Origin of the sequence: Halomonas alkalisoli, from assembly GCF_021412585.1 — a bacterium.
GTDB classification, from domain to species: domain Bacteria; phylum Pseudomonadota; class Gammaproteobacteria; order Pseudomonadales; family Halomonadaceae; genus Halomonas; species Halomonas alkalisoli.
Map to the genome: position 1 here is coordinate 143,966 of NZ_JAKCMI010000028.1, position 25,412 is coordinate 169,377.

The following is a 25,412-nucleotide window of genomic DNA, read 5'->3' on the forward strand; positions in this document are numbered from 1 at the left end:
GCACGGGCGGAGACGAGCCGGATTATGCTAGGCTTGCGGGCTTTCAACGATGCAGCGAGACATGGCATGAAGGTGATGACCCCCGAGCGTGACGAACAGCGCGATGCCTGGCTGGCCAGGCTGTGTGCCGACATCTATGGTCGAGAGGCGGGGTTGACGCCCCTGGTCACCTTCTCGGGCGCTCGACAGGTGCTCTTCGCCCACGAAGCGGCTCGCCTTTGGGGGCTGGTGGACGATCAGGAGCGCCCCGGTGCATTGGCACTGCTGGTACTGGACGAATCAGGCGCGGGGATGGTGCTGGAGCTGAGCGCCTCGCCCAGCGGTGATCGCGAGAGTGAGCGGCGGCTGATTCGGGAGCTCGCGCTCAAGGCGCCGCTGCGCGTGGAAGCCGGTGACCAGGATGCCGAGGCCTTCTACCGTCGCTGTGGCATCACGCGCTGGTTCGCCGCCCCCGGTGGGCGCCGCATCGGCCTGGCCCAGGGGCATCCGGCACAGGCCATCAGCGACGTGGAACCGGCGCTGGACTTCGATGAGGCGGCGATCCTGCGCCGCTTCAAGCATGACCCGCGCTTCTTCGAGCAGGAAAAGGGCCTCTTCGTTGCTGCCCTGGCAGCGTTTCCCGGCTGAGCTTGGCTTGAACAAGGCCCGAAACGATACCCATCATCCTTGACCGCTGCCTGATTCGGCGTTTGGATGGGCTCTGTCCATCCATTGATTTCTTTCCATCACCGAACAAGGAATATGGCACCATGGCCAAGCGTATCCAGTTTGCACGCACCGGAGGGCCGGAGGTTCTCGAACTGCTTGACGTCACTCCCGCTGAGCCGGGACCCGGCGACGTTCGTATCCAGAACCACGCCATTGGCCTCAATTTCATCGATATCTACTTCCGGACCGGACTGTACCCGGCGCCGTCGCTGCCGTCTGGCCTGGGTACCGAAGGCGCCGGGGTGGTGGATGCCGTGGGCGAGGGCGTGACGCATCTCAAGCCGGGTGACCGGGTCGCCTATGCCCAGGGCCCGCTGGGGTCCTATGCCGACTATCATGTACTGCCCGCCGCCAAGGTGGTGGTGCTGCCTGAGGGCGTCGATGTGGAAACCGCGGCCGCCTGCATGCTCAAGGGGCTGACGGTGCAGTACCTGCTGCGCCAGACCTGCCCCCTCAAGGGTGGCGAGACGATTCTGTGGCACGCGGCGGCCGGCGGGGTTGGCTCCATTGCCTGTCAGTGGGCGAAGGCACTGGGCGTGAAGCTGATCGGCACCGTGAGTTCGCCCGAGAAGGCCGCTCTCGCCGAGAAGAACGGTGCCTGGGCGACCATCGACTATACCAAGGAAGACGTTGTCGAGCGGGTGCGTGAGCTGACCAATGGCGAGATGGTGGATGTGGTCTACGACTCGGTGGGCAAGGACACCTGGGAGATCTCGCTCGACTGTCTCAAGCCCCGTTCACTGATGGTCAGCTTCGGCAACGCCTCGGGAGCGGTCGAGGGCGTCAATATCGGCATCCTCAACCAGAAGGGCTCGCTGTTCGTGACCCGCCCCAGCCTGAACGGCTATGCCGACACCCGGGAGCGCCTGGAGATGATGGCCAATGAGCTGTTCGACATGCTCAAGAGCGGCAAGGTCACGATCGATATCGGCCAGAAATATTCCCTGGCCGAGGCGGGCAAGGCCCAGGAGGACCTGGCAAGCCGCAGGACCACCGGTTCCACTATCCTGATTCCCTGATCGGTACCGCCCACAACCCTTCCTGATTCGCCTTGCGCCGCCGGTTCCTGTTCCAGGGCCGGCGGCGTCTTGTGTGCGCTACTCATTGCTGACATAGGCACCCATCTCACGCATTCGCGATTCGAAGCTCGCCACGTTATCGACCAGGACGTCGGGGCCGAAGGCCACGCACTCGGCGAGCAGCACTTCGATCAGGGTGATGGCAGAAAGGATCGAGGGAAAGAAGTGCGGTGTGGCATTGGCAACGGTGAAGGTGATGGCGGCGCCGGGCACCAGGGGGGAGCGCAGCGTGTCGGTCACCACGATGGGCCGGACGCCATTGGCCCGGGCGATATCGAGGGCGCGCACCGTTTCGCCGCAATAGGGCTCGAAGCCGAAGGCCACCACCAGGTCCTTTTCGCCGAAGGGGGCCAGCTCGGTCAATAGTCCGCCTTCCTGACCCCGTATGAGCTGGATGTTGGGCATGGCGATGCGGCCCACGTAGGCGAAGTGGTAGGCGCAGGCGAAGGTGTCTCGAAATCCCACCACGGCGATCTTTTCGGCGCCGAGCAGCATCCTGGCCGCATCGCGGACCCGGGCCTGGGTATCGGCGGTGAAGAGCCGGCCGATATTGTCGAAGGCCGCGTCGCCCACATCGAGAAAGACCTGATCATCGGTCTGGCTGGCCAGGTTGCGCAGGTTGCTGGCCCGCCCGGAAAGTTCCACCGGACTCGCCTGCACCGCCGACTGGAATACCTCGCGAAACTGCTCGTAGCTGTCGAACCCCAACCGCTTGGCCAGGCGCACCAGTGTCGAGGCGGTTACCCGTGCCGCCGCGGCCGACTTGCGGATCGACTGGAAGGCGATTTCCACCGGATGTTCCAGCACATAGCCGGCGGCAAGCTTCAACTGCGGGCTGAGCTCCGGATAGGCGGCGGCCAGCTGCTGATTCACGGTATCCAGATCCGATGGTGGGCCGGTCTCGTCATTCTGTGCGTCGGCGTTCTGCGGTTCCTGTTCCAGCACGTCGGTCTCCTGCAGGGGCACGGTACCCCAGTGGCATGATGCGGGCGGCCGGTAGCCGTCGCTCGGCATTGTAACGCATGGACTTCGTCAATAAATGAAACATTTGTTTCTCGTTCTGTTGTTTTGCAATACGCGCGTATTGACGAGGGTCCTTGGCTTGGCTAGGATGCCCACAATACATCTGTGCCAATGTTGTTTTCATAATGGTACGTTTGTTTCCGCCCGAGGTTGCGCTATCGGGCGTTATGCAGCCATTCACAGCCATCGTTCGATCACTAGAGTGTCCGGTTCGCCCATGAGTCAACCCAGTTCCAGCCCCAGTCCCGAAACCCTGAATATCATCCATACGGACGGCGTCATGGAGATACGCTTCAATCGCCCCCATCGTCTGAATGCCGTCGTGGAGACCCTCTATACCGATCTGCTGGCGGCGCTGGCCAGCGCCGAAGCGGATGACGACATTCGTGCCGTGATCCTGACCGGTGAGGGTCGCGCCTTCTGTGTCGGCGCCGACATGAAGGAGCATGGAGGTGCCAAGCGCACGCTGTTCCAGCGTCGTCAGTACCTGCAGCTCGGCAATGACGTCTGCGAAGCGATCCTGCGCCTGCGCAAGCCGGTGATTGCGGCCGTCAACGGCTATGCCCTGGGTGCCGGCGCCGAGATGGCGGTTTCCTGTGACTTCATCGTCATGGCCGACGAGGCACAGATCGGCTTCCCGGAGACCAGTATCGGTACCTGCGTCGGCGGCGGTGTTTCCAAGATCCTGCCCCAGTTGGTGGGGCTGAACATGGCGCGCCAGCTGCTGTTCACCGGCAGGCGTATCGATGGCGAGGAGGCGAAGCGGATCGGCCTGGCCACCTCGAGCTGGCCCCAGGATGCGTTGTTGAACGAGGCGCACCGCCTGGCGGGCGATCTGGCGAAGCAGGCTCCTGTCTCCATCGCCATGCTCAAGCGCCTGGTGAACCAGGGCGGACACACCGACCTGGAAGGGCAGCTGCAGCAGGAGCTGGACGCCGTCTTCACCTGCTCGACCACCGAAGACTGGCAGGAGGGCGTCGACGCCTTCGCCGAGAAACGTACCCCGAACTTCAAGGGCCAGTGACAGGCCAAGGTAAGCGAGACATGAATCCCATCGAAGGACATCTGCCGACCCGCAGCCCGCTGCACGACATCCTGGCGCCGACCGGCATTGCCGTGATCGGGGCTTCGAGCGACCCCACCAAGCGCGGCTACAAGGCCATGGTCGGCCTGGTCAAGGACGGCTACAAAGGCGATATCTACCCGGTCAATCCCAAGGCCGACATGATCCTGGGGATCAAGGCGTGGCCCTCGGTGACGGCCATTCCGGGCAACCCCCAGCTCGCCCTGATCTGTACCCCGGCGGCCACCGTGCCTGCCCTCATCGCCGAGTGCGGACGGCGTGGCATCAAGGGGGCGATCATCCTGGCAAGTGGCTTCGCCGAGACCGGCGACGAGGGGGCCGCCCTCGAGCGCGAGATGATGGCCAGGGCCGAGGCACACGGCGTGCGTATCATCGGCCCCAATACGTCGGGCGTGTTCAATCTGCACCACAGGATCAACCTGCTGGCGCTCGACAACGTCAAGGCGGGCGATGTGGGCATCATCTCCCAGTCCGGCAACATGCTGCTGTCGCTGGCGCTGGAGGCACAGCACAATGGCCAGGTAGGCTTCAGCACCTATGTGGGCCCGGGCAACCAGAGCGACATTGGCTTCAACGACTACCTTCGCTACCTGGGCGAGGATGAGAACACGCGGGTCGCTGCCCTCTATGTGGAAGGCTTCCGCGACGGTCGCAAGTTCCTGGAAGTCGCTCGCGATGTTACCGCCATGAAGCCGGTGGTGGTCTACAAGTCCGGCTCCACCGAGCAGGGCCAGAAAGCCGCCAGCTCCCACACCGGCGCCCTGGCCGGCAGCTACGCCATGACCGTGGACCTGCTGCGCCAGGTCGGGGTCAGCGTCGTACAGTATTCCGACGAGATCCTGCCGGTGGCCGAGGGGCTGGGGCTGTTGCAGAAGGCGCGGGGCAAGCGCGTGGCGGTGATCTCGGACGGCGGCGGCCAGGCGACCATCGCCTCGGACCGCCTGGCCGAGGCGGGACTCGAACTCGCCGAACTCTCCGATACCACCCGTCAGCGCCTGCGCGACATTCTTATTCCCCAGGCGTCCACGATCAACCCGGTGGACGTGGCCGGCTCCACCGACGCCCACCCCTCCTTGTTGGCCACCTGCATGGAGATCGTCGCCGAGGACGATAATGTCGACAGCGTGTTCCTGGTCGGCATGTTCGGTGGCTACAGCATCCGCTTCGCCGAGTCCCTGCTGGGCGACGAGATGCGCGGCGCCGAGGCGATGGTGGATCTCTCCCATGCCACCACCAAGCCGCTGGTGATCTACAGCCTCTATACGCCGATCAAGCCGCCTGCCCTGCGCCGCCTGCATGAGGCAGGCCTGCCCATCTACGCCTCCATCGAGCAGTCGGTCAGGGTGCTGGCGGCCCTGGGCGAGCGCGGCCAGTACCTGGCGCAGAGCCATGGCCAGCCACCGGAAACCGCCGTGGAACCGAAGCCGGCGCTTTCCGCCCTGTTCGCGCAAGCCCAGGCCGAAGGGCGCGATCTCTTCGAGTACGAGGCCAAGCAGCTCCTGCGCGACCATGGCATCGATGTCCCCCTTGAACTGGTGGTTCGCAGTGAAGAGGAACTGGTTGAGGCCGCCGCCCGGTTCCGTGGTGCCGCCGGCGATACGCCGCTGGCCATGAAGGTGGTCTCGAGGGACATCCTGCACAAGTCCGACGCCGGTGGGGTCAAGCTCAACCTGGTTGGCGAGCAGGCGCTGCGGCAGGCCCGTGCGGAGATACTGGACGCCTGTCGGGCCTACGATCCCGATGCAGAAATCGAAGGGATGCTGGTGACACCCATGGCCAAGAAGGGGGTGGAGGTCATCGTCGGTGTGATCCGGGATCCCATCTTCGGCCCGGTGCTGATGTTCGGCCTGGGTGGCATCTTCGTCGAGATACTCGAGGACGTGGCCTTCCGCTCGATACCGCTGACACGCCATGATGCGTGCAGCATGGTCGAGCAGATCAAGGCGAAGAAGATCCTTTCCGGGGTGCGTGGCGAGTCGGCCGTGGACAAGGGGGCCCTGGTCGACCTGCTGTTGACGGTATCGCGGATCGTCGAAGCCTATCCACAGCTTTCCGAGCTGGACCTCAATCCAGTGATTGCCCATGCCGATGGCTATGCCGTGGTGGATGCTCGGGTTATCGTGGATCGCACCATAGAGAGCACTGACAAGGAAGCCCACGCATGAGCCACTCCACGTCTCAACCGACTCTGACCGACGCGCGCCTGAGCCTGGAAGGGCGGGTGGCGACCCTGAGCCTGGATCGCCATGACGTGCGTAACGCCCTGACCGGCACCGCCCTGGTGGATGACATCGTCGCCACCGCCGAGTGGGTCAACCACTGCGACGATGTTTCGGTACTGGTGATCACCGGCGAGGGCAGTGCCTTCTCGGCCGGTGGCAACGTCAAGGACATGGCCAGTCGCGGCGGCGACTTCGCCGGCGACGTGGCCGAGGTCGCCGCTCGCTACCGGCGTGGCATCCAGCGTATCCCGCTGGCTCTTCAGGCGGTGGAGGTGCCGATCATCGCAGCGGTCAACGGCCCGGCCATCGGCGCGGGCTTCGACCTGGCCAATATGGCGGATATCCGTATCGCCTCGAAAAAGGCGAAGTTCGGCGAGACCTTCCTCAACCTGGGCATTATCCCCGGTGACGGTGGTGCCTGGTTCATGCAGCGCCTGATCGGCTATCAGCGCGCCTTCGAGCTGACTCTCTCCGGCCGCGTGATCGATGCCGATGAAGCGAAGACGTACGGCATCGTGCTGGAAGTCACCGAGCCGGAGGCCTTGATGGAGCGTGTCGCAGAGCTTGCTGCCCGGATGGCCGCCCAGCCACCCAAGGCGACCCGTCTGACCAAGCGTTTGATGAAGATGGGCAGTCGCATGGAGCTCAAGGACTTCCTCGACGTCTGTGCGGTTTTCCAGGGGATGTGTCACAACGAACCGGAACACCTCGATGCGGTGAACGCCATGCTGGAGAAGATGGCCAAATAGCGGCCTATTCGCCTCATCAGATCGATAAACTTGTCTCGAAATCCATATCTCTCGTGACGATCGGACAAATCCGACAGGCTCCTCGGCAGAGAACCCGGCTCAGTCCGGGTTTTTTGTGCCTCAGCGTAGGGCGGGGATCCTGCGGAAAAGGCTGGATTTTTTCCCTGACTGCTGTTGTGCTGGGATGCATTGCAATCACAGGGAGGTGACCGGCTATGGCCGACCATACGCTGGTCTTCATCGTTCTCGGCCTGACCCTTGCCGCCTTCGTATGGGGGCGCTTCCGCTATGACCTGGTGGCGCTGACGGCCCTGTTGGGGGCGGTCATGCTGGGCCTGGTTCCGGGCGAGGAAGCGTTTCTGGGCTTTGGCCATCCTGCGGTGATCACCGTTGCCGCGGTATTGGTGCTGAGCCGCGGCTTCGAGCGTTCCGGGGTCGTGGACGTGATCGCCGAGCAGGTGCTCAAGGTCGGCAATCGACTCTTCCTGCAGCTCGCCGCCCTGACCGGCACCGTAGTGGTACTCTCGGGCTTCATGAATAATGTTGGCGCCCTGGCGCTGCTGCTACCCGTGGCGATGCGACTGGCGCGTGAACACGATATTTCTCCTTCATTGCTGCTGATGCCGCTGGCATTTGGCTCACTGCTGGGCGGGCTCACCACCCTGATCGGCACCCCTCCCAATATCATCATTGCCATCTACCGGCGCTCGGTCACCGGCGAGGCATTCGGATTGTTCTCCTTTTCGCCAGTCGGTGTGGCGGTGGCCTTGGCCGGTCTGGCCTTCATTCTGCTGATCGGCTGGCGGTTGGTTCCCCAACGCGCCGGCAAGGCGTCCACCGAGGCGATGTTCGATACCGCCAACTACCTGGTCGAGCTCAAGGTTGGCGAGGACTCCAAGGCCAACGGGCTGACCCTGCGTGAGCTGCAGCAGGAACTGGAGGAGACCATTCCGGTGCTGGCGGTGGTCCGCGATGACCAGCGTCGTGCCGGCCACGCCTTTTTCGGCGTGCTCAGGGAGGGCGATATTCTCTTGCTGGAGGCGGGCCCCGATGAGATGAAGCTGCTGGAGGACAAGGCGGGGCTCTCGCTCGGCGCCGAGCCTGAAGAGGATAAGGTATCGGCCGACGAGACGGCTTCTCGGGAGAGCGACGCGGAGCCGGTGCAAGAGAATCCGGGGAAGAAACACAACAAGGAGAAGAAAGAGAAGAAGGAAAAGAAACAGGGGGTCGATACCGAGGGGCTCGAACTGATCGAGGCGGTGGTACGAACCGACTCCATCATGGTCAATCGTACCGTGAGCCAGTTACGCCTGCACAACCAGTTCGGGCTGCACCTGGTGGCGGTAGCTCGGGACGGGGGCCGCCTCAAGCAACGCCTTCGTGATATTCGTTTTCGTGCTGGCGACGTCCTGCTGCTACAGGGTGGCGAGAGCGAGCTCTCCGAGAGCCTGGCAACGCTGGGGTGCCTGCCACTGGCGAGCCGCAACCTGGCGCTGGGCCAGCCGCGCATGCTACTGGTATCACTGGGTATCTTTGCAGCCGCCATCCTGGCCATTCTGTTGGGGGTCCTGCCCGCGGCAGTGGCTCTCTCGAGTGCGGCACTGATTTCGCTGTTGGTGGGTGTGCTGCCGCTGCGTGACGGCTACCAGGCCATCGACGGCCCAGTGATCGTGCTGCTTGCCGCCATGATTCCGGTGGGGCAGGCGCTGGAGACCAGTGGCGGCGCGGCGCTGATCGCAGAGGTGATGCTGGTATGGGGGGGGCAGTGGCCCGCAGTGGTTACCCTGGTAGGGCTCTTCGTGATCACCATGATGCTGTCGGATGTCATCAACAACGCGGCGGCTGCCGTTCTGATGGCGCCCATAGCCGTCAGCCTGGCCAACGGTTTCGATGCATCGATCGATCCATTCCTCATGGTTGTGGCAGTCAGCGCCTCCTGCGCGTTCCTGACACCCATCGGCCACCAGTCCAATACCCTGGTGATGGGCCCCGGCGGCTACCGCTTCGGTGACTACTGGCGCATGGGGCTGCCGCTCGAGATGGTGGTGCTGGTGGTGGCGATACCGATGATACTGATGGTATGGCCGCTGTAGCATGAAACGCGAGCGCCCCGGCATTGCCGGGGCGCTCGCGCTTGCGTGGTGTACGAAGGGGTCAGGCGGCGTTATGGCGCAGGATGTTTTCCTTGTCGGTGGCGAACTCGTCGTATTCGAAGTCGTCGACGGTGAGCATTTCCAGAACTTCCGCCTCGAAGGCGCGCATGAAGACCGCATCCTCCTCGGAAATGATCCCCGCCTCGAGACCCGCTTCCACACGCTGCTCCGGATGCAGCGCATACATCGGCAGCTCCCCCTTGGCGAAGGCCTTGTTGAGCGTGCGATAGAGCGCTTCGGCACGGTCGTACTCGTGCAGCAGGGCGTTGTAGTGGGCGAGGGGGTTGTCCTTGACGCCATCCTGGGCGTCCCAGGTGTTGCGCAGCAGCTTGGTGCGCAGCGCGCTGTCACGGGATACCGCCTGGGCGATCTCTCGGGTCAGATCGTCGTGGGGGCGCTTCCAGCGACGCCCCAGCGGCATGACCACCGCACGCAGCGTCCCGGCCAGTATCCGGTTGGGCATGTTGTCGAACAGCTCGTCCAGCGCCTGCTCGGCACGCTCCAGCAGGAAGGTGCAGCTGTAGTGCAGCAGCGCGGCCTCGCCTTCTACCTTGTCGCCTTCCTGCCAGTTCTTGAGCACCATGGAGGCCAGGTAAAGGTTGGAGAGTACGTCGCCCAGCCGCGCTGACAGCAACTCGCGCTGCTTCAGCGAGGAGCCGAGGCTGGCCATGGCGGCATCGGCACAGAGCCCGAAGCCGGCGGAAATCCGGTTGATGTCTCGGGCATAGGGCGCGGCAGTGGCGTCGAAGGGCACCGTGTCCTTGCCGAGGCCGAAGGCCAGGGTAAACGCCCGTGCGATATTGCCGAAGATGAGCCCGGCATGGCCGAAGAAGGCGCTGTCGAAGGCCTTGAGGTCGTCGGTATCCATGGCAGCCAGCTCCTCCAGGACGAAGGGGTGGCAGCGTATGGCGCCCTGGCCGAAGATCATCAGGTTGCGGGTCATTATGTTGGCGCCCTCCACCGTGATGGAGACCGGGTTGCTGCTGTAGCCGATGCCGATGTAGTTGCGTGGCCCCAGGGTTACGGCCTTGCCGCCATGGATGTCCATGGCGTGGGAGAGGGCGTCACGCTGGAATTCCGTAAGCTGGCTCTTGAGGATCGCCGAGGGCACCGAGGGCTTCTCGCCTCGATCGATGGTATTGGCGGTCTGGTAGACGGCGGCCTGGGCGATATAGCCCAGGGCGGCCATGCGGGCCAGGGGCTCCTGAACGCCTTCCATCTCGGCCACGGGGACATTGAACTGACGGCGAATCCGGGCGAAACCGCCGGTCCAGCCGAGGGCGTAGCGAATGGTGCCGCTGGCGCCGGAGGGCAGGGTGATGCAGCGGCCGATGGAGAGGCACTCCACCAGCATGCGCCAGCCCTGGCCGATCATCTCGGTGCCGCCGATGATGGTGTCCAGCGGGACGAAGACATCCTTGCCCTTGATGGGGCCATTGAGGAACGGGCTACCGATGGGGTGATGGCGGCGACCGATTTCCATGCCCGCCGTGTCGCGGGGCACCAGTGCCAGGGTGATGCCGCGGTCCTCCTCCTCACCCAGCAGGTGGTCCGGGTCGAACAGGCGAAAGGCAAGCCCGACCACGGTGGCGATGGGTGCCAGGGTGATCCAGCGCTTTTCGAAGTTGAGTCGCAGGCCCAGCACCTCCTTGCCGTCGACGATCTCCTTGCACACGATACCGGTGTCGGGCAGTGAGGTGGCGTCGCTGCCGGCGCGCGGGCCGGTGAGGCCGAAACAGGGAATCTCGCGACCGTCGGCCAGCCGGGGCAGGTAGTGATCCTTCTGCTGCTGGGTGCCGTACTTGAGCAGCAATTCGCCTGGCCCCAGGGAGTTGGGTACACCCACGGTGATCATCAGCATCTCGCTGACGGTCAGCTTCTGCAGCACCATGGACTGTGCCTTGGCGGAGAAGCCCAGGCCGCCGTACTCCTTGGGAATGATCATGCCGAAGAAGCCCTCTTTCTTGAGGTACTGCCACAGCTCCTCGGGGAGGTCGGCGCGTTCCTTGGCGATTTCCCAGGCATTGCACATGCCGGCGGCGACCGAGCACTGGTTGTCGAGGAAGGCCTGCTCCTCGTCGCTAAGGCCATCGTCACGATAGCGCATCAGGCTGGTCCACTGGGGCCGACCCGAGAACAGCTCTCCGTCCCATGCCACGGTGCCGGCTTCCAGGGCGGTGCGTTCGGTGTCGGAAACCCGCGGGGCTGCCTTCTTGAACATCGCGAACAGCCGCGGCGACAGCCACTGGATTCGCAGGGCCGGAAGGCCGGCGGCGGCAACGCCAGCAGCACCGATCAGCAGCAGCAGGCCAAGGATCGGGGAGCCCAGGAGCAGGCCGACCAGGCCGAGTACGGCCAGCACCGCCAAGGCGGGTACAGCGCCGGCTTCGCGGCGCATGACCACCAGGAGTCCGACGATCGTCAGCAGGAGCAGTATCAGGGTGAGCATGCCTCGTCTCCGTTGAGAATGGCGTTTCGAACGGTTGTTTGAATCTATCAGCCTAGCCGATCATGCCGTGCGTGACCAGCCCCCTACTTGTAGCAGCCATGTCTTGTAGTAGCCATGTCTTGCAGCAGCTATTGCCGGACAGGCGCATGCAAGAGCGCCCCGCAAGGCGGGGCGCTGTGAAAGGCGGAGAGCATTTGCGTTTCAGTAGAGTCGGCGTTCAGGCGCCTTGCGCGCCGGAATACCTTGCGCGACGAAGTAGGGGGCGTCCGAGGGGGGCAGCGGTTCACGCCCGCGTATCCTGTCGGCCAGCTTTTCGGCCAGCATGATCGTCGGCGCATTGAGGTTGCCGGTGGGTATCACCGGAAACAGCGAGGCGTCCACGACGCGCAGCCCCTCGAGGCCGTGCACGCGACCGCTGCCATCGACTACCGCCATCTCATCGTTCCCCATGCGACAGCTGCCGCAGGGATGATAGGCGGTTTCGGCGTGTTCGCGCACGAAGGCGTCGAGCGCTTCATCGGATTCGACATCCGGACCCGGTGACACTTCCCTTCCGCGGTAGGCATCCATGGCGGGCTGGGCGATGATCTCCCGGGTCAGGCGGATGGCGTCGCGGAACTCCTGCCAGTCCTTCTCCTGCGACATGTAGTTGAACAGGATGCTGGGCGCGGCCTCGGGGTCCCGGGAGGTCAGCCGAATCCTGCCCCGGCTCTCCGAGCGCATGGACCCGACGTGGGCCTGGAAGCCGTGGGCCTGTACCGCGCTCTTGCCGTTGTAGCTGATGGCGATGGGCAGGAAGTGATACTGCAGGTTGGGCCACGCTTCGTCGTCGTTGCTGCGAATGAAGCCCGCTGCCTCGAACTGGTTGCTGGCGCCGACGCCGGTGCCCTTGAACAGCCACTCGGCGCCGATCTTGGGCTGGTTGTACCATTTCAGCGCGGGATAAAGGGAGATCGGCTGCGTGCACTCGTACTGGATATACATCTCCAGGTGGTCCTGGAGGTTCTCGCCGACGCCGGGCAGGGCGTGGACCACCGGGATGTCGAGCTCACGCAGGTGATCGGGGTTGCCGACGCCGGAGCGTTGCAGGATCTGCGGCGAGGCGATGGCGCCGGCACACAGCAGCACCTCGCGGTGGGCGCGGACCTGGTGGGGCTGGCCGCGGCGCAGGTAGCGCACGCCCACGGCGCGCTTGCCCTCGAACTCGATCACGTCCGTGGTGGCGTGGGTCTCGATGGTGAGGTTCTCGCGCTGCTTGGCCTGGTCGAGATAGCCGCGAGCGGTGGAGGCGCGGCGCCCCTTGGGCGTGACGAAACGGTCCATGGGGCCGAACCCCTCCTGCTGATAGCCGTTCACGTCGGGTGTCTCGGGATAGCCGGCCTGCACGGCGGCATCGATAAAGGTCCGATAAAGCGGATTGTTGCCGGGCTTCGGGGTCGTGACAGAGACAGGGCCGTCGCCACCATGGTAGTCGTCGGGCCCGATATCGCGGCATTCGGCCTTGCGGAAATAGGGCAGGCAGTCGGCATAGGACCAGTCGGTCAGGCCGGGCAGGCTGGCCCAGTTGTCGTAGTCCAGCGCATTGCCACGGATGTAGCACATGCCATTGATCAGCGACGAGCCGCCTAGCCCCTTGCCACGGCCGCACTCCATGCGGCGGTTGTCCATATGCGGCTCGGGGTCGGTCTCGAAGGCCCAGTTGTAGCGCTTGCCCTGCAGCGGGTAGGCCAGTGCCGCCGGCATCTGGGTGCGGAAGTCGAGACGATAGTCGGGGCCGCCGGCTTCCAGCAGCAGTACGCTGACCTCGGGGTCTTCCGTAAGCCGGGCGGCAAGCACGTTGCCGGCCGAGCCGGCGCCGATGATGATGTAGTCGAATTCGCGAATCTGGGACATAACATTTCTCACTGATAACGCCACGGAAGCGGGCCTGCTCGCATGCGCAAGAAGTGTCGGCCCAGGGCAGGCGCGGCTGGCTGTAGCGAGGGGCGCCGGGGACAAGCCGAAGAGGAGGTCCTACGCCAGGGATGGCGTAGGTAGCGCCCAGGGAGGGGTTTACAGCGCCTCCTCGAAGGCTTGTCGACGGGTCAGCCCGAGCGATCCAGTTAGCTGGAAAACGGGTGTCTTCGCTGCCTCCTAGAACACCGACTCGAAGGGGCCCATCTCCACCTGCACCGATTTGGTCTGGGTGTAGTGGGCCAGGGTCTCGATGCCATTCTCGCGGCCCACACCGGACTGCTTGTAGCCGCCCACCGGCATCTCGGCCGGCGACTCGCCCCAGGTGTTGATCCAGCAGATGCCGGCCTCGAGGCGGTGGATGGTGCGGTGCGCCCGGGCGAGGCTCTCGGTGAAAACGCCCGCGGCCAGCCCGTAGTGGGTGTCGTTGGCGCGCCGGATCAACTCTTCGTCGTCATCGAAGGCGAGTATCGCCATCACCGGGCCGAAGATCTCCTCTCGCACGATGCGCATCTCGTCACTGCAATCGGTGAAAACGGTGGGCGCGGCCCAGGCGCCTCTGGCGAAAGCGCCCTCTGCCATCGGCTCACCGCCGATCAGTAGCCGGGCACCCTCCTGCTTGCCCAGCTCAATGTAGGAGAGGACCTTCTCCTGATGGCCATAGCTCACCAGGGGGCCGAAGTTGGTCTCGGGGTCGAGCGGGTCGCCGGCCCTGATACGGGCCACGCGCTCGACGATCTTCTCCTCGAAGGCCGCCTTCACGGAGTGATGGACGAAGACGCGAGTGCCATTGGTGCAGATCTGGCCACTGGAATAGAAGTTGGCCATCATCGCCGCATCGGCGGCGCGGTCCAGGTCGGCGTCGGCAAAGACGATCAGCGGCGACTTGCCGCCGAGCTCCATGGTCACGTCCTTGAGCGAGGAGCCCCCGGCGGCAGCCATCACCTTCTTGCCGGTGCCCACTTCGCCGGTGAAGGACACCTTGTCGATGCCGGGGTGCCCGGTCAGCATCTGTCCCACACGGCCATCGCCCTGGACAATATTGAAGACGCCATCCGGTAGCCCGGCCTCGGTGAAGATCTCGGCCAGCTTCATGGCAGTCAGTGGCGTGACTTCGCTGGGCTTGAGCACCACGGCGTTGCCCGCGGCCAGCGCCGGGGCGGCCTTCCAGCAGGCGATCTGGATGGGGTAGTTCCAGGCCGCGATGGCGCCGATCACACCCAGCGGCTCGCGACGGGTATAGACGAAGGACGACTCGCGAAGGGGAAGCTGGCTGCCCTCGATGGCGGGGGCCAGGCCGGCATAATATTCGATGACATCGGCACCGGTAACGATATCCACGGCGGCGGTTTCGCTGATCGGCTTGCCGGTATTGCGTGTCTCCAGCTCGGCGATCTCGTCATTACGCTCGCGTAGCAAGGCGACCGCACGGTTCAGGATGCGTCCGCGCTGCATGCCGGTCATGGCCGCCCAGACGCGCTGGCCCTTGCGAGCCGCGGCGACGGCGCTGTCCACATCGGCTTGTGAAGCCTGCTGCACCCTGGCGAGGAGGTTGCCGTCATAGGGGTTGTGGACGTCGAAGGTCTCGCCGGAAGTGGCTTCCACCCGGCGGCCGTCGATATAGAGTGTTTCGGTGTCGAGGCTTGCCATGGTTGCTCCTGTCAGGAAACGGGTGTGGATTCGTAGTTGGCCAACAGCTGATTGAGGTAGTCATGGGCCAGGCGTCGTGCACCGTCGGCATCCAGCCCTTCCGGCGTCAGGGCGCCGCGCAGCCAGAGACCGTCGATTGTCGCTGCCAGGCCATGCGCGGCCTGGCGAGCCTTGGTTCGGGGCATGAGGCGACGGAACTGGCTGCAGAGGTTGGAGTAGAGGCGTCGATCGTTGACCTGCTGGAGGCGCTGCAGCTGGGGCTTGTGCATGCTGCTGGCCCAGAATGCCAGCCAGGTCTTGGCTACAGGGCCGGAGACCTGGCTGCGGTCGAAGTTGCCGTCGATGATGGCCCCGATATGGGCGCGGGGCGACGCATCGCCCAGGGCTCGACGGCGAGCGGCGACGGCATCACCGAGATCGGTGAGGATCTGTCGCATGGTGGCTTCCAGCAGCCCGTCCTTGCCGCCGAAGTAATGGCTGATGATCCCGGCGGAGACACCGGCATGCCCGGCGATGCGGATGACCGTCGCATCGGCAAGGCCGACCTCGTCGATGGCCGCCATGGTGGCCTGGATCAGCTGCTGACGCCGAATGGGTTCCATTCCAACCTTGGGCATCAGGCACTCCTTGTATCAGGGTGACGACTGCTACCGGTGACGATGGTGTCGTCGGTCGCTGGCGGCACTATTAAGTATGGCTTGTGGCTAAGTATGTCTTGCAGCATGCCATTTTTTTATTGAACGTTCAATCAATAAAAGATAAGCGACAACCCCAGCTTGCCACCGTGACATGCTTCGGGCATAATTTCGCCCCGTTGACCGGCCAATGGTATTGGCTCGGCACCGAAAGGCTACGTAGCTCAGCTGGTTAGAGCACATCACTCATAATGATGGGGTCCCCTGTTCGAATCAGGGCGTAGCCACCAGAATACCTGAAGGCGCCCGCACGAAAAGCTCGTGCGGGCGCCTTTCGTTGTGCAGAGAAGCCGCCGGGGCGGGGAATCCGCCCTTGACCTGATCGAAGCGATCCGTATACTACGCACCGTGTTCAGGGCCATTCCCCGATAGCTCAGTTGGTAGAGCAAATGACTGTTAATCATTGGGTCGCAGGTTCGAGTCCTGCTCGGGGAGCCAATGAACGCGTGCTGATCGTACTAGCATCTGATTGAAGCGCCATTCCTCGATAGCTCAGTTGGTAGAGCAAGTGACTGTTAATCACTGGGTCGCAGGTTCGAGTCCTGCTCGAGGAGCCATCAGCTCCGCAATACGCAGCGCATGCCCCGGCTGCATCAGCATATCCCCGTAGTACATGCCATTCCCGGATAGCTCAGTTGGTAGAGCAAGTGACTGTTAATCACTGGGTCGCAGGTTCGAGTCCTGCTCCGGGAGCCATAAGGCCTCATCTCCGGCCTGCTTCATCCCATCTCTACGTTTAAGCCGCCCCGTTCCTTCTTTCGATGGAGCGCGAATGAGCTGTGTCTCCTTGCCAGGAGCGACGCATCGGGCCGGCACCAAAGGCGCCTGGCCCTGACCCACCGCTTTCAGTCGAGTGCCTCCTGAAGGCGCTCCAGCCCGCGCCGGGCGAGTTGCACGGGGCGCGAGTCACTTATCGTCCATGCGGCCATGGAGCCGTCATACATCGCGACGTTGTCGAATCCGGCGACCTCGCTGAGCACAAACCAGTCCGTTGCCGCCCAGTGTCCGGTATTGCAGAAGGTGATGGTGCGAGCATTGCGATCCAGCTCGGCAGTGTTGATGCGTGAGGAGAGACCTTCCCTGTCCAGGTAATAGGCACCCGCACGGTCGCCGAAGTGGCTGTGATGGGGCAGGCTCCTGGCGCCGGGTATGGTGCCGGCAGTTCTCACGGCCGGTGATATCGTTTCGCCGGTGAAGTAGTCCGATGGTCGGGCATCGACCAGCTGGGTCTGGGATTGACGTGCCTGCTCAACCTGCTCGGTCGTGGCGATCAGCTCCTCGCGCAGGGTGGCATGAAGCTGTTTGGCTTCAGTGGCGGGAACGGGACCGCTGGCGACGTCGAAGCCCTGTTGCTGCCAGCCGGCGAAGCCTCCATCGAGAATGGCGACTTCGTCATGGCCTAGAATCTTGAAGGTCCAGTAGACGCGTGCCGCGCTGCCGAAATCCGTGGGTCCGGTCCCGGCGGGGACGATCACGACCGTCGTATCGTTGTCGATACCCAGGCTTCCGATCAATTTGTCAGGGCGGAGACTCACTTCTTCCAGGCGTGGCCAGCGAAAGCCTCGTCGAGTTCCGGGTGATTGAGGTGGTTGGAATAGTTGGACAGCGTCTTCACGGGTCGGCATGCCGCGGGTGTCGAACATGACGCAAGGTGCGCAGGCCGGCCATGCCCAGCCGTGAGATAGGTTACGAGCGCCAGTGTGTCACGGTCCGGGGCGATATCGCCTCCGGCCTGTGACCGAACGACGCCTTCGTGGAGCAGGGCGGTGATGGCTTGGACGCTGCGCCTGGCCTCGAGAGTTCATCTTTCGACAAAGAACGCTGTAAGGACTGGAAGCAATCGCCGACAGAGTCATCACGGCACACCGATAAGGGAGCAGCCTGCGGAAGCGCCGAAAGAGCGGAACAAGCGCGGAGTGACGAAGCAGTCGAGGCGCCATCGGCAGTTGGTGACGCCGATAAGAAGCCAGCCGTAAGGGCTGACTTCTCTGCACGATGACATGCCATCGCATGTCTCTTCATGACACTACGGAGGTCATTTTCATGACATTACAAGACGAGAAGCGCCGAAGCCTGCTGGGAAGGCTCAGCAAGCAGCTGGGTTATGCAGCCCCGGCACTGGTGCTGGTAGCCAGTGGTGCCGCCTTTCAGGCCGTGGCCAGCGAGTCATCAACGGAGCCTACCTACACCAGTGGCGTGGAAGCGCCTCTGATGCTGGCAGAAGCCCATGCCGAAGGCGAAGCGGAAGCGGAAGCCGAGGGGGAGGCAGAAGGCGAAGCTGAGGGAGAAGCGGAAGGTGAAGCTGAGGCCGAAGCAGAAGCCGAGGGTTAATGGAATGTTAAATCCCTGAGTGGGTGGTCGGGCCGGCAATCCTGGCGCCGGCCCCGGCTTTCTCACTTGCGATCAACAGGTAAACCGCCATGTCATCCATAATAAATCAGGCATATCCTCCCCAGGCGGGTCTCATTGAAGAGAACCTCCTGGCATTGTCGCAGCTGGAGGAATTCGTTGATGCGCTCACGCCGGAGCAGTACCGGCACAACTTTGGCCACGATGGTCGCCATACGCTAGGCAAGCACATACGACACATCATCGACCACTATAATGCCTTGCTGAGCAGCCTGGACGATGCTGTCATCGATTACGAAGATCGTCACCGGGATGAACGCCTGGAGCAGTGGCCGCAACAGGCCGCTCATCGTCTGATTGAAATCAAGGCTGCACTGACCGCCCTGGTCGGGCACTGTCCAACTGACTGCTTGAGCCTGAATTATCCCCTTGGCGATGCCGTGCAGGTGCTGGACACCAGCCTGGCGCGCGAACTCGCCTTCCTGACCAGCCACACCATTCATCACATGGCGATACTTGGCCTGCTTGCCGAGCAGCTCGGTGTCACCTTGCCCGAGGCGTTCGGCGTTCATCCTTCCACATTGAGACATTGGCAGCGAGACATCTCTCGTCCTGTCGTCGCATGGTCCGCATGATGGCCCGGGTGTGGCGCTCTACCTGATCACTGTTGCATTGCTGCTGGTGGTCGGGCCGCCATGACCTGGATCATTGCGACTTGCCCTTGGGACGTGTGGCTGAGGCCCTGTCGGGCATCGCCAACCAGGCCGCGGGTGGCTGAACGGCGGGGCAGTTCCTCGATCCGTGCTTAGGAGACGGAATCCCCCCTTGATGTGGCTCGCCTGGATAGACGGGTACTGTTCCCTTCTGTATACGACTTTCGCTGCTTGGCGTCACGAATCGAGGCCAGGTAGGGTGTGATTGCGGCTATCCTCATGGCCAAGGGAGGCGGTGTGCGTCTACCTTGGGTCATCTCACGCCTGGAGCGACGATGAAAATTACCCGTTTGAAGACCTGGCAGGTGCCACCACGCTGGCTCTTTCTCAAGATCGAGACCGACGAGGGGGTGTTCGGCTGGGGCGAGCCGGTGGTCGAGGGGCGTGCCGCCACCGTGGAGGCCGCGGTCCATGAATTCGCCGACATGCTGGTGGGCGAAGACCCGCATCGCATCGAGCATCTCTGGAACCGCATGTACCGCGGGGGGTTCTACCGCGGTGGACCGATATTGATGAGCGCCATCGCCGGCATCGACCAGGCCCTGTGGGACCTCAAGGGGCGCGACCTGGGCGTGCCGGTGCATCAGTTGCTGGGCGGTGCCTGCAGGGATCGAATGCGCATGTACGCCTGGACCGGAGGCGACCGGCCCAGCGAAGTGGGCAAGGGCGCCCGCGAGCTGGTCGACCAAGGCTTCACCGCCTTCAAGATGAACGGCACGGCGGAAATGGCCATCGTCGATTCCCATGCGCGCATCGACGAAGCGGTGGCTAGGGTCGCCGAGGCGCGCCAGGCGGTGGGGCCCGAAGTCGGCATCGCCATCGACTTCCACGGCCGGGTGCATCGGCCCATGGCAAAAGCGCTACTGAGGGAACTCGAACCCTTCCACCCGATGTTCGTGGAGGAGCCCGTGCTGCCGGAACATCTCCCTTCGCTCAAGCAGATCGCCGGTGGGCTCGGCTACCCCATCGCGACGGGAGAGCGGCTGTTCACACGCTACCAGTTCCGCGACCTGCTGGCGGATGGCATGGTCGATATCGTGCAGCCGGATGTCTCCCACTGTGGCGGCATCAGCGAGGCACTGCGCATCGCCAGCCTGGCCTCCTGCCATGACGTGGCCCTGGCGCCGCACTGCCCGTTGGGGCCGCTGTCCCTGGCTGCATCGCTTCAGGTCGACGCGGTCAGCCACAACGCCTTCATCCAGGAGCAGAGCATGGGCATTCACTACAACAGGGACAATGACGTGCTCGACTACCTCGTCGACAAGTCGGCCTTGGCCATCGAGGAGGGATACTGCGCGATTCCCCAGGGGCCTGGGCTCGGCGTGGAGATTGACGAGGCCTTCGTCGAGGAGCGGGCCAAAGTCGGACACCGGTGGCGCAACCCCCTCTGGACCCATGCCGATGGCTCGGTCGCGGAATGGTAGCCGCAATGCCAGGGAGACTGTCATGACCTCGAATCCGCTTCGCTTGCAGCAGGCCCTGGCGGAGTGTCCGCTGGTGGCGATCCTGCGCGGCATACACCCCGACGAGGTGCTGGATGTCGCCGACGTGCTGATCGCCAGCGGGCTGCGCCTGATCGAGGTGCCGCTCAACTCGCCGCAGCCCTGGGAGAGCATTGCACGGCTCAAGGCCCACTGCCCCGAGGAGGTGCTGGTGGGGGCTGGAACGGTGCTGTCGTCGGCCGATGCGCGGCGCCTGGCGGGTCTCGACGCCGCGCTGCTGGTGACGCCCAACTGCGACCCGGAGGTGATCCGTGCCGGCCGTGAAGTGGGCATGGCTTCGATGATCGGCTGCATGACCCCCACCGAGGCCCTGGCAGCCCAGGGTGCCGGGGCTTGTGCGCTGAAGCTGTTCCCTGCCGCCCACCTGGGGGTCGGTTACTTCAACGACCTGCGTGCCGTGTTATCGCCCGAGCTGCCGGTACTGGCCGTGGGCGGCATCGATATCCCGAACATGGCGCCCTGGCACGCGGCGGGTATCGATGGCTTCGGCCTCGGTGGCAGTCTTTATGTGCCGGGGCGTCCCGTCCAGGAGGTCGAGCGGCGTGCCGCCTCCCTGGTTGCCGAATGGCGACGACTGCAGGCGAGTGGGGCCAGCCAGTGATGGACGCGTTCGTTGCCGTCGACTGGGGTACCAGCAATTTCCGCGCCTTCCTGGTGGATGCCGCTACCGGGCGGTGCCTTGACGAGACACGCTCGAGCTCGGGGCTGCGTAACCTGAGCCGCGCTGCCTTCCCCGGGTACTGTCGGCAACAGTTGTCGGACTGGCTCGATGCGGCGGGCGGCCATGATCGCCTGCCGGTCTATCTCGCCGGCATGGTGGGTGCGCGCAGCGGCTGGGCCGAGGCCCCCCAGCCAGCGCTGCCACTCTCGCTCCAGACCCTGGCCGCTGGGCTGACGCCCGCTCCCGACTTCCCGAATGCCTGGCTGGTGCCGGGGGGCAAGATCGTCACGCCGGACCATGTCGACGTGATGCGTGGCGAAGAGGTGCAAGCCTTCGGGGCGCTCTCGCTGTTGGGCCAGACGGGCGGGCTATGCTGCCTGCCGGGCACCCACAGCAAGTGGGCCAGCCTGCGTGCCGGTGTGATGGACCACTTCACCACGCTGATGACCGGCGAGCTGTTCCATGCCGTGCGCTGCCATACCCTCCCGGGTGAGCCGGTTCCCGAGGACGATTGCTTCGACCTGGAGGGGTTCGAGCGCGGCCTTGCGGCCGCGGAGCACCCCGCCGGCGTGCTGCATGCGCTGTTCGAAGCCAGGAGTCGCCATCTGCACGACGGTCTGGCGGCCGAGCAGGTGGGCAGCTTTCTCTCGGGTGTGCTGATCGGCACCGAGCTGCTGGCGATGGGCAGCCTGATCGAGTCCCATGGGGAAGTGGTGGTCATCGGCTCGCATACCCTCGGCGAGCGCTATCGCCAGGCGCTTGGCAGCCGCGGGATTCCGGTGCGCGAAGTCGGAAGCGATGCCGCCAGCATGGCCGGCATACATCTGTTGCATGATATCCACTCCGGGGCGGGCGGCTCGCTCGATCCTGGGCCCCGTCGATAACGAGGTAACCCGATGCAGATGTCCCGCAATCGTTTCAAGCAGCGGCTACTGGCTGGAGAGTGTCAGACCGGCCTATGGCTCGGTCTGTCCCATGCCTATACCGCCGAGATGGCGGCGACAGCCGGATTCGACTGGCTGCTGATCGACGGGGAGCATGCTCCCAACGATCTTCGCAGTCTGCTGGATCAGCTCCGGGCCATTGCCCCCTATGCGTCCCAGCCCATCGTCAGACCCCCGACGGGGGACCCGGTGTTGATCAAGCAATACCTGGATATTGGTGTCCAGACCCTGCTGGTGCCCATGGTCGAAAGCGCGACACAGGCCGCTGAGCTGGTGGCGGCGATGCGCTATCCGCCGGCGGGCTTTCGCGGCGTCGGCCACGTGCTCGGCCGGGCCGCGCGCTGGGGCCGGGTGGCGGACTACCTGGAGCATGCCAATCAGGAAATGTGCCTGCTGGTGCAGGTGGAGACTCGCGAAGGGCTGGACAACCTCGATGAGATTGCCGCAACCCCTGGTGTCGATGGCGTCTTCATTGGTCCGGCGGATCTCTCCGCGGCCATGGGGCACCTGGGAAACGCCGACCATCCCGAGGTGCGTGCCGTCATCGATGACGCCATCGCGCGGGTGCGTACTGCCGGCAAGGCCGCGGGTATCGTGACCGTGGACGAGGAGGCGGCCCGCCGCTATCTGGCGGCGGGCTGCACCTTCGTCGGGGTCGGCATCGATACGCTGCTGCTGGTCAATGCGATGCGCAGCCTGGCCGAGCGGTTCGGGGCGGAGTGAGCCGCGCCGGAGCGCGTCAGCGGGGCGGCAGCAGCCGGCCAGCGTTCATGATCCCGGCCGGGTCGAATAGCGACTTGATGCCCTCGACCAGCTCCCGCTCGGCAGGCGAGAGCCGGGCCAGATAGGCGCTCTGCTTGCTGCGGCCGATGCCGTGCTCGGCGCTGATGCTGCCGTTGAATTCGTCGAGCACCTCGAACAGCAGCGCTTCCAGCTCGTGCAGGTGGCGGTACTTCTCCGCTTCGGCCATGTCGACGGGGGGCAGTATGTTGAAGTGCAGGTTGCCATCCCCGACATGACCGTAGGCGATGATCTCGCACTCCGGTGAGGCTTGCCGCACGCGCTGAGAGGCGCGCTCGACGAAGCCGGGAATCGCCGAGATCGGCACCGAGATATCGGTTCGCAGATGCTCGCCGCGCAGCCGTTGCCCCTCCAGCATGCTCTCGCGAAACTGCCACAGCTGCCCTGCCTGGGCTTCGCTCGAGGCCAGTGCACCGTCGAGGACGAGCCCGCGCTCCATGCTACCTTCCAGCAATTGTTCAAGCATGGCGCCGAGATCCACCGGGCCGGTGGCGGCCACTTCCATCAGCACGTACCAGGGGTAGGCGCTGTCCAGTGGGTCGCGCAGCGTCGGTGTCGCCTCCATCGCCAGCTCGATGCAGCGCCGCGGTATCAGCTCGAAGGCGGTGAGCAGGTCGCTGCAGCCGCGCCGCGCCAGGCCGTAGAGCGCGATCACGGCCTCCACGGAGGGCAGGCCGAGCAGGGCGGTGCGTGACTGGTCGGGCAGGGGGACGAGCTTGAGCACGGCGCCGGTGACGATGCCCAGGGTGCCTTCGCTGCCGAGCAGCAACTGCTGCAGGGCGTAGCCGCGGTTGTCCTTGTGCAGCGCCTTGAGGTTGTTCCAGATGCGCCCGTCGGGCAGCACCACCTCCAGCCCCAGCACCAGTTGGCGCATCATGCCGTAGCGCAGCACGTTGAGGCCCCCGGCATTGGTGGCGATGTTTCCGCCGATCTGGCAGCTGCCCTGGGCACCCAAAGAAAGTGGGAAGTCGCAGTCGTGTTCGGCGGCCGCCTGCTTGACGGTCTCGAGAATGCAGCCGGCATCCACGGTCATGGTGAAGTTGACCGGGTCGATCGCGCGGATCTCGTGCATGCGCTCCAGGCTGAGCACGATCTCCTGCCCGCCCTTGTCGGGCAGGGCCCCGGCCACCAGGCCGGTGTGGCCGCCCTGGGGCGTCAGGCGCATGCCGTGTTCCCCACACAGGGCGACGACCTCGGCGACGGCGGTGGTCGAGTCGGGGCGAACTACTGCCAGCGGCATGCCCAGCCTGTCGCCGGCCCAGTCGCTGACGTAGCGTTCCATTTCCAGCGGGTCGCGTAGCACGCCGGTGTCACCCAGTCGCTGCACCAGTTTGTCCAGAACGTCGGTTGCTGCGGTCATTGCGGATCCTGAAGGCCGGTTCGAGTGTACGGATGCCAGTGTTTCCCTAAGACTCAGCGGCGGTCAAGGTGCTGCATCAGCGCCCGGATGCCATAGGTCCAGGGCGGCAGCTGGTCGCTTCTGCCCACGGGGTTGACCAGCGCCCCCAGCGTCGGAGTGGCGATGGTGACACGATCACCCAGGTGATGGGTGAAGCCCTGGCCCTGGCCGTCGCGGTCCTGGATCGGCGAGAACATGGTGCCGAGGAAGAGCATGAAGCCATCGGGGTACTGGTGATGATCGCCGATGGTCTGGCCCACCAGGTCCAGGGGATCGCGACTGATCTCGCGCATGTCGCTCTCGCCCTCAAGCAGGAAGTCGTCCTCCTCGCCTTCGATGCGCAGCGACACCTGGCAGCTGCGGACGCTATCGATATCGAAGCCGTCGTCGAACAGGCGAATGAAGGGGCCCAGGGCGCAGGAGGCGTTGTTGTCCTTGGCCTTGCCCAGCAGCAGGGCACTGCGGCCCTCGATGTCGCGCAGGTTGACGTCGTTGCCGAGGGTGGCGCCACGCACCTGGCCACGGCTGTCCACCGCCAGCACGATTTCCGGTTCCGGGTTGTTCCACTGCGAGGCCGGGTGCAGGCCCACGGTGGTGCCGAAGCCCACCGAAGAGAGCGGCTGTGCCTTGGTGAATACCTCGGCATCGGGCCCGATGCCGACCTCCATGTACTGGGACCAGGCGCCGCGTGCCTGAAGCGCCTGCTTGAGTGCCATGGCCTCTTGCGAGCCGGGCGCGATGCGTGACAGGTCGGTGCCGATCAGCGCCTGCAATTCGCCACGCAGCTCGCTGGCCCGGTTGGGATCGCCACCGGCCTGCTCCTCGATCACCCGCTCCAGCAGACTCACGGCGAAGGTCACGCCACAGGCCTTGACGGCCTGGACATCGCAGGGAGCCAGCAGGTAAGGCGCCCGCTGCCTGGCGTCCAGCGAGTTGGCCAGTAGCGCCTCCAGGCTGCACAACGTCGGACCTTCCGCGCGCCGCACGACCTCCAACAGGTCGTCGCGCTCCAGCAGGTCGGCCATGGTAGGGCCGGACTCGGTGATATCGATCACCCGCCCGTCACGCACCGCGACCAGTGCCGGACCAGGCCTTGGCTCATCGAGCCAGGCTCGTCCGACCAGCAGGGCATTGTCGAGGTCATGGGGCAGGCAGTCCTGCGGGGATAAGGGGGGCATGGGGATCTCCGGTTCCGTTGGGCACAGGCTGGCGGTTGGCCCACCATCGCCTATCATGGTATTCATTGTCGTGTTGTATGACAGGTATGCCAATGGGGTC

At 64.5% G+C, this 25,412-nt stretch carries 20 protein-coding genes and 4 tRNA genes; 16 read left to right on the forward strand and 8 right to left on the reverse strand.

Going from position 1 to position 25,412, the window contains the following annotated elements; genetic code table 11:
• Positions 1-66: 66 nt before the first annotated feature.
• Together LY622_RS13210 and LY622_RS13215 are read left to right on the forward strand one after the other, a co-directional pair.
• Positions 67-627, forward strand: coding sequence for a hypothetical protein (locus LY622_RS13210; RefSeq protein ID WP_234291308.1), 561 nt, complete (start codon positions 67-69; stop codon positions 625-627).
• Positions 628-749: 122 nt separating this feature from the next.
• Positions 750-1,727 carry an NADPH:quinone reductase gene (locus tag LY622_RS13215; protein ID WP_234291309.1) on the forward strand — a complete coding sequence of 326 codons (978 nt, stop codon included), beginning with the start codon at positions 750-752 and terminating at the stop codon, positions 1,725-1,727.
• 78 nt (positions 1,728-1,805) lie between these two features.
• On the opposite strand, the gene LY622_RS13220 is transcribed toward LY622_RS13215, so the two are convergent.
• A complete protein-coding gene (locus LY622_RS13220) occupies positions 1,806-2,732 on the reverse strand; it encodes a MurR/RpiR family transcriptional regulator (RefSeq protein WP_234291310.1) in 927 nt (308 codons plus the stop codon).
• A 295-nt stretch (positions 2,733-3,027) separates the two neighbouring features.
• Between LY622_RS13220 and LY622_RS13225 the strand changes: the two genes are divergently transcribed.
• The 4 genes from LY622_RS13225 to LY622_RS13240 all read left to right on the forward strand — a co-directional run bounded on the left by LY622_RS13225 (position 3,028) and on the right by LY622_RS13240 (position 8,958).
• A complete protein-coding gene (locus LY622_RS13225; protein WP_234291311.1) occupies positions 3,028-3,834 on the forward strand; it encodes an enoyl-CoA hydratase/isomerase family protein in 807 nt (268 codons plus the stop codon).
• Positions 3,835-3,854: 20 nt separating this feature from the next.
• On the forward strand, positions 3,855-6,059 hold the full coding sequence (locus LY622_RS13230; protein ID WP_234291312.1) for an acetate--CoA ligase family protein: 2,205 nt from the start codon (positions 3,855-3,857) through the stop codon (positions 6,057-6,059).
• Positions 6,056-6,865 carry an enoyl-CoA hydratase-related protein gene (locus LY622_RS13235; RefSeq protein WP_234291313.1) on the forward strand — a complete coding sequence of 270 codons (810 nt, stop codon included), beginning with the start codon at positions 6,056-6,058 and terminating at the stop codon, positions 6,863-6,865. Before LY622_RS13230 ends, LY622_RS13235 begins: the two co-directional genes overlap by 4 nt.
• A 215-nt stretch (positions 6,866-7,080) precedes the next feature.
• A complete protein-coding gene (locus LY622_RS13240; protein ID WP_234291314.1) occupies positions 7,081-8,958 on the forward strand; it encodes an SLC13 family permease in 1,878 nt (625 codons plus the stop codon).
• A gap of 61 nt (positions 8,959-9,019) precedes the next feature.
• Here LY622_RS13240 and LY622_RS13245 read toward each other — a convergent pair whose 3' ends face one another.
• From LY622_RS13245 to betI, 4 genes are all read right to left on the reverse strand, one after another.
• Positions 9,020-11,467 carry an acyl-CoA dehydrogenase gene (locus LY622_RS13245; protein WP_234291315.1) on the reverse strand — a complete coding sequence of 816 codons (2,448 nt, stop codon included), beginning with the start codon at positions 11,465-11,467 and terminating at the stop codon, positions 9,020-9,022.
• Positions 11,468-11,668: 201 nt separating this feature from the next.
• Positions 11,669-13,360: a choline dehydrogenase gene (betA, locus tag LY622_RS13250; protein WP_234291316.1), complete on the reverse strand. Its 1,692-nt coding sequence runs from the start codon at positions 13,358-13,360 to the stop codon at positions 11,669-11,671.
• A gap of 240 nt (positions 13,361-13,600) precedes the next feature.
• Entirely contained in the window at positions 13,601-15,070 is a 1,470-nt protein-coding gene (betB, locus tag LY622_RS13255; RefSeq protein ID WP_234291317.1) for a betaine-aldehyde dehydrogenase, read from the reverse strand.
• An 11-nt stretch (positions 15,071-15,081) separates the two neighbouring features.
• Positions 15,082-15,687, reverse strand: a complete 606-nt coding sequence (gene betI, locus LY622_RS13260) for a transcriptional regulator BetI (protein WP_234291318.1) — start codon at positions 15,685-15,687, stop codon at positions 15,082-15,084.
• A gap of 231 nt (positions 15,688-15,918) precedes the next feature.
• On the opposite strand from betI, the gene LY622_RS13265 reads away from it, so the two are divergent.
• From LY622_RS13265 to LY622_RS13280, 4 genes are all read left to right on the forward strand, one after another.
• Positions 15,919-15,995, forward strand: a tRNA-Met gene (locus LY622_RS13265).
• A 132-nt stretch (positions 15,996-16,127) separates the two neighbouring features.
• Positions 16,128-16,203, forward strand: a tRNA-Asn gene (locus LY622_RS13270).
• A gap of 43 nt (positions 16,204-16,246) precedes the next feature.
• Positions 16,247-16,322, forward strand: a tRNA-Asn gene (locus LY622_RS13275).
• Positions 16,323-16,385: 63 nt separating this feature from the next.
• Positions 16,386-16,461: transfer RNA gene (locus LY622_RS13280), tRNA-Asn, on the forward strand.
• A gap of 149 nt (positions 16,462-16,610) precedes the next feature.
• On the opposite strand, the gene LY622_RS13285 is transcribed toward LY622_RS13280, so the two are convergent.
• Positions 16,611-17,240: a sulfurtransferase gene (locus tag LY622_RS13285; protein WP_234291319.1), complete on the reverse strand. Its 630-nt coding sequence runs from the start codon at positions 17,238-17,240 to the stop codon at positions 16,611-16,613.
• Between the two features lie 568 nt (positions 17,241-17,808).
• Here LY622_RS13285 and LY622_RS13290 point away from each other — a divergent pair.
• The 6 genes from LY622_RS13290 to hpaI all read left to right on the forward strand — a co-directional run bounded on the left by LY622_RS13290 (position 17,809) and on the right by hpaI (position 22,657).
• Positions 17,809-18,096 (forward strand): hypothetical protein, encoded by a 288-nt coding sequence (locus tag LY622_RS13290; protein ID WP_234291320.1) that lies wholly within the window; start codon positions 17,809-17,811, stop codon positions 18,094-18,096.
• 89 nt (positions 18,097-18,185) lie between these two features.
• Positions 18,186-18,749: a DinB family protein gene (locus LY622_RS13295; RefSeq protein WP_234291321.1), complete on the forward strand. Its 564-nt coding sequence runs from the start codon at positions 18,186-18,188 to the stop codon at positions 18,747-18,749.
• A gap of 353 nt (positions 18,750-19,102) precedes the next feature.
• A complete protein-coding gene (gene dgoD, locus LY622_RS13300; protein WP_234291322.1) occupies positions 19,103-20,251 on the forward strand; it encodes a galactonate dehydratase in 1,149 nt (382 codons plus the stop codon).
• 22 nt (positions 20,252-20,273) lie between these two features.
• Positions 20,274-20,930 carry a 2-dehydro-3-deoxy-6-phosphogalactonate aldolase gene (locus LY622_RS13305; RefSeq protein WP_234291323.1) on the forward strand — a complete coding sequence of 219 codons (657 nt, stop codon included), beginning with the start codon at positions 20,274-20,276 and terminating at the stop codon, positions 20,928-20,930.
• Entirely contained in the window at positions 20,894-21,874 is a 981-nt protein-coding gene (locus tag LY622_RS13310) for a 2-dehydro-3-deoxygalactonokinase (RefSeq protein ID WP_234291324.1), read from the forward strand. The genes LY622_RS13305 and LY622_RS13310 overlap by 37 nt, the downstream gene beginning before the upstream one ends.
• Before the next feature lie 12 nt (positions 21,875-21,886).
• A complete protein-coding gene (gene hpaI, locus LY622_RS13315) occupies positions 21,887-22,657 on the forward strand; it encodes a 4-hydroxy-2-oxoheptanedioate aldolase (RefSeq protein ID WP_234291325.1) in 771 nt (256 codons plus the stop codon).
• Positions 22,658-22,673: 16 nt separating this feature from the next.
• On the opposite strand, the gene LY622_RS13320 is transcribed toward hpaI, so the two are convergent.
• Both LY622_RS13320 and LY622_RS13325 read right to left on the reverse strand, forming a co-directional pair.
• Positions 22,674-24,095 carry an FAD-binding oxidoreductase gene (locus tag LY622_RS13320; protein WP_234291326.1) on the reverse strand — a complete coding sequence of 474 codons (1,422 nt, stop codon included), beginning with the start codon at positions 24,093-24,095 and terminating at the stop codon, positions 22,674-22,676.
• 53 nt (positions 24,096-24,148) lie between these two features.
• Positions 24,149-25,312, reverse strand: a complete 1,164-nt coding sequence (locus LY622_RS13325) for a fumarylacetoacetate hydrolase family protein (RefSeq protein ID WP_234291327.1) — start codon at positions 25,310-25,312, stop codon at positions 24,149-24,151.
• Between the last annotated feature and the right edge of the window lie 100 nt (positions 25,313-25,412).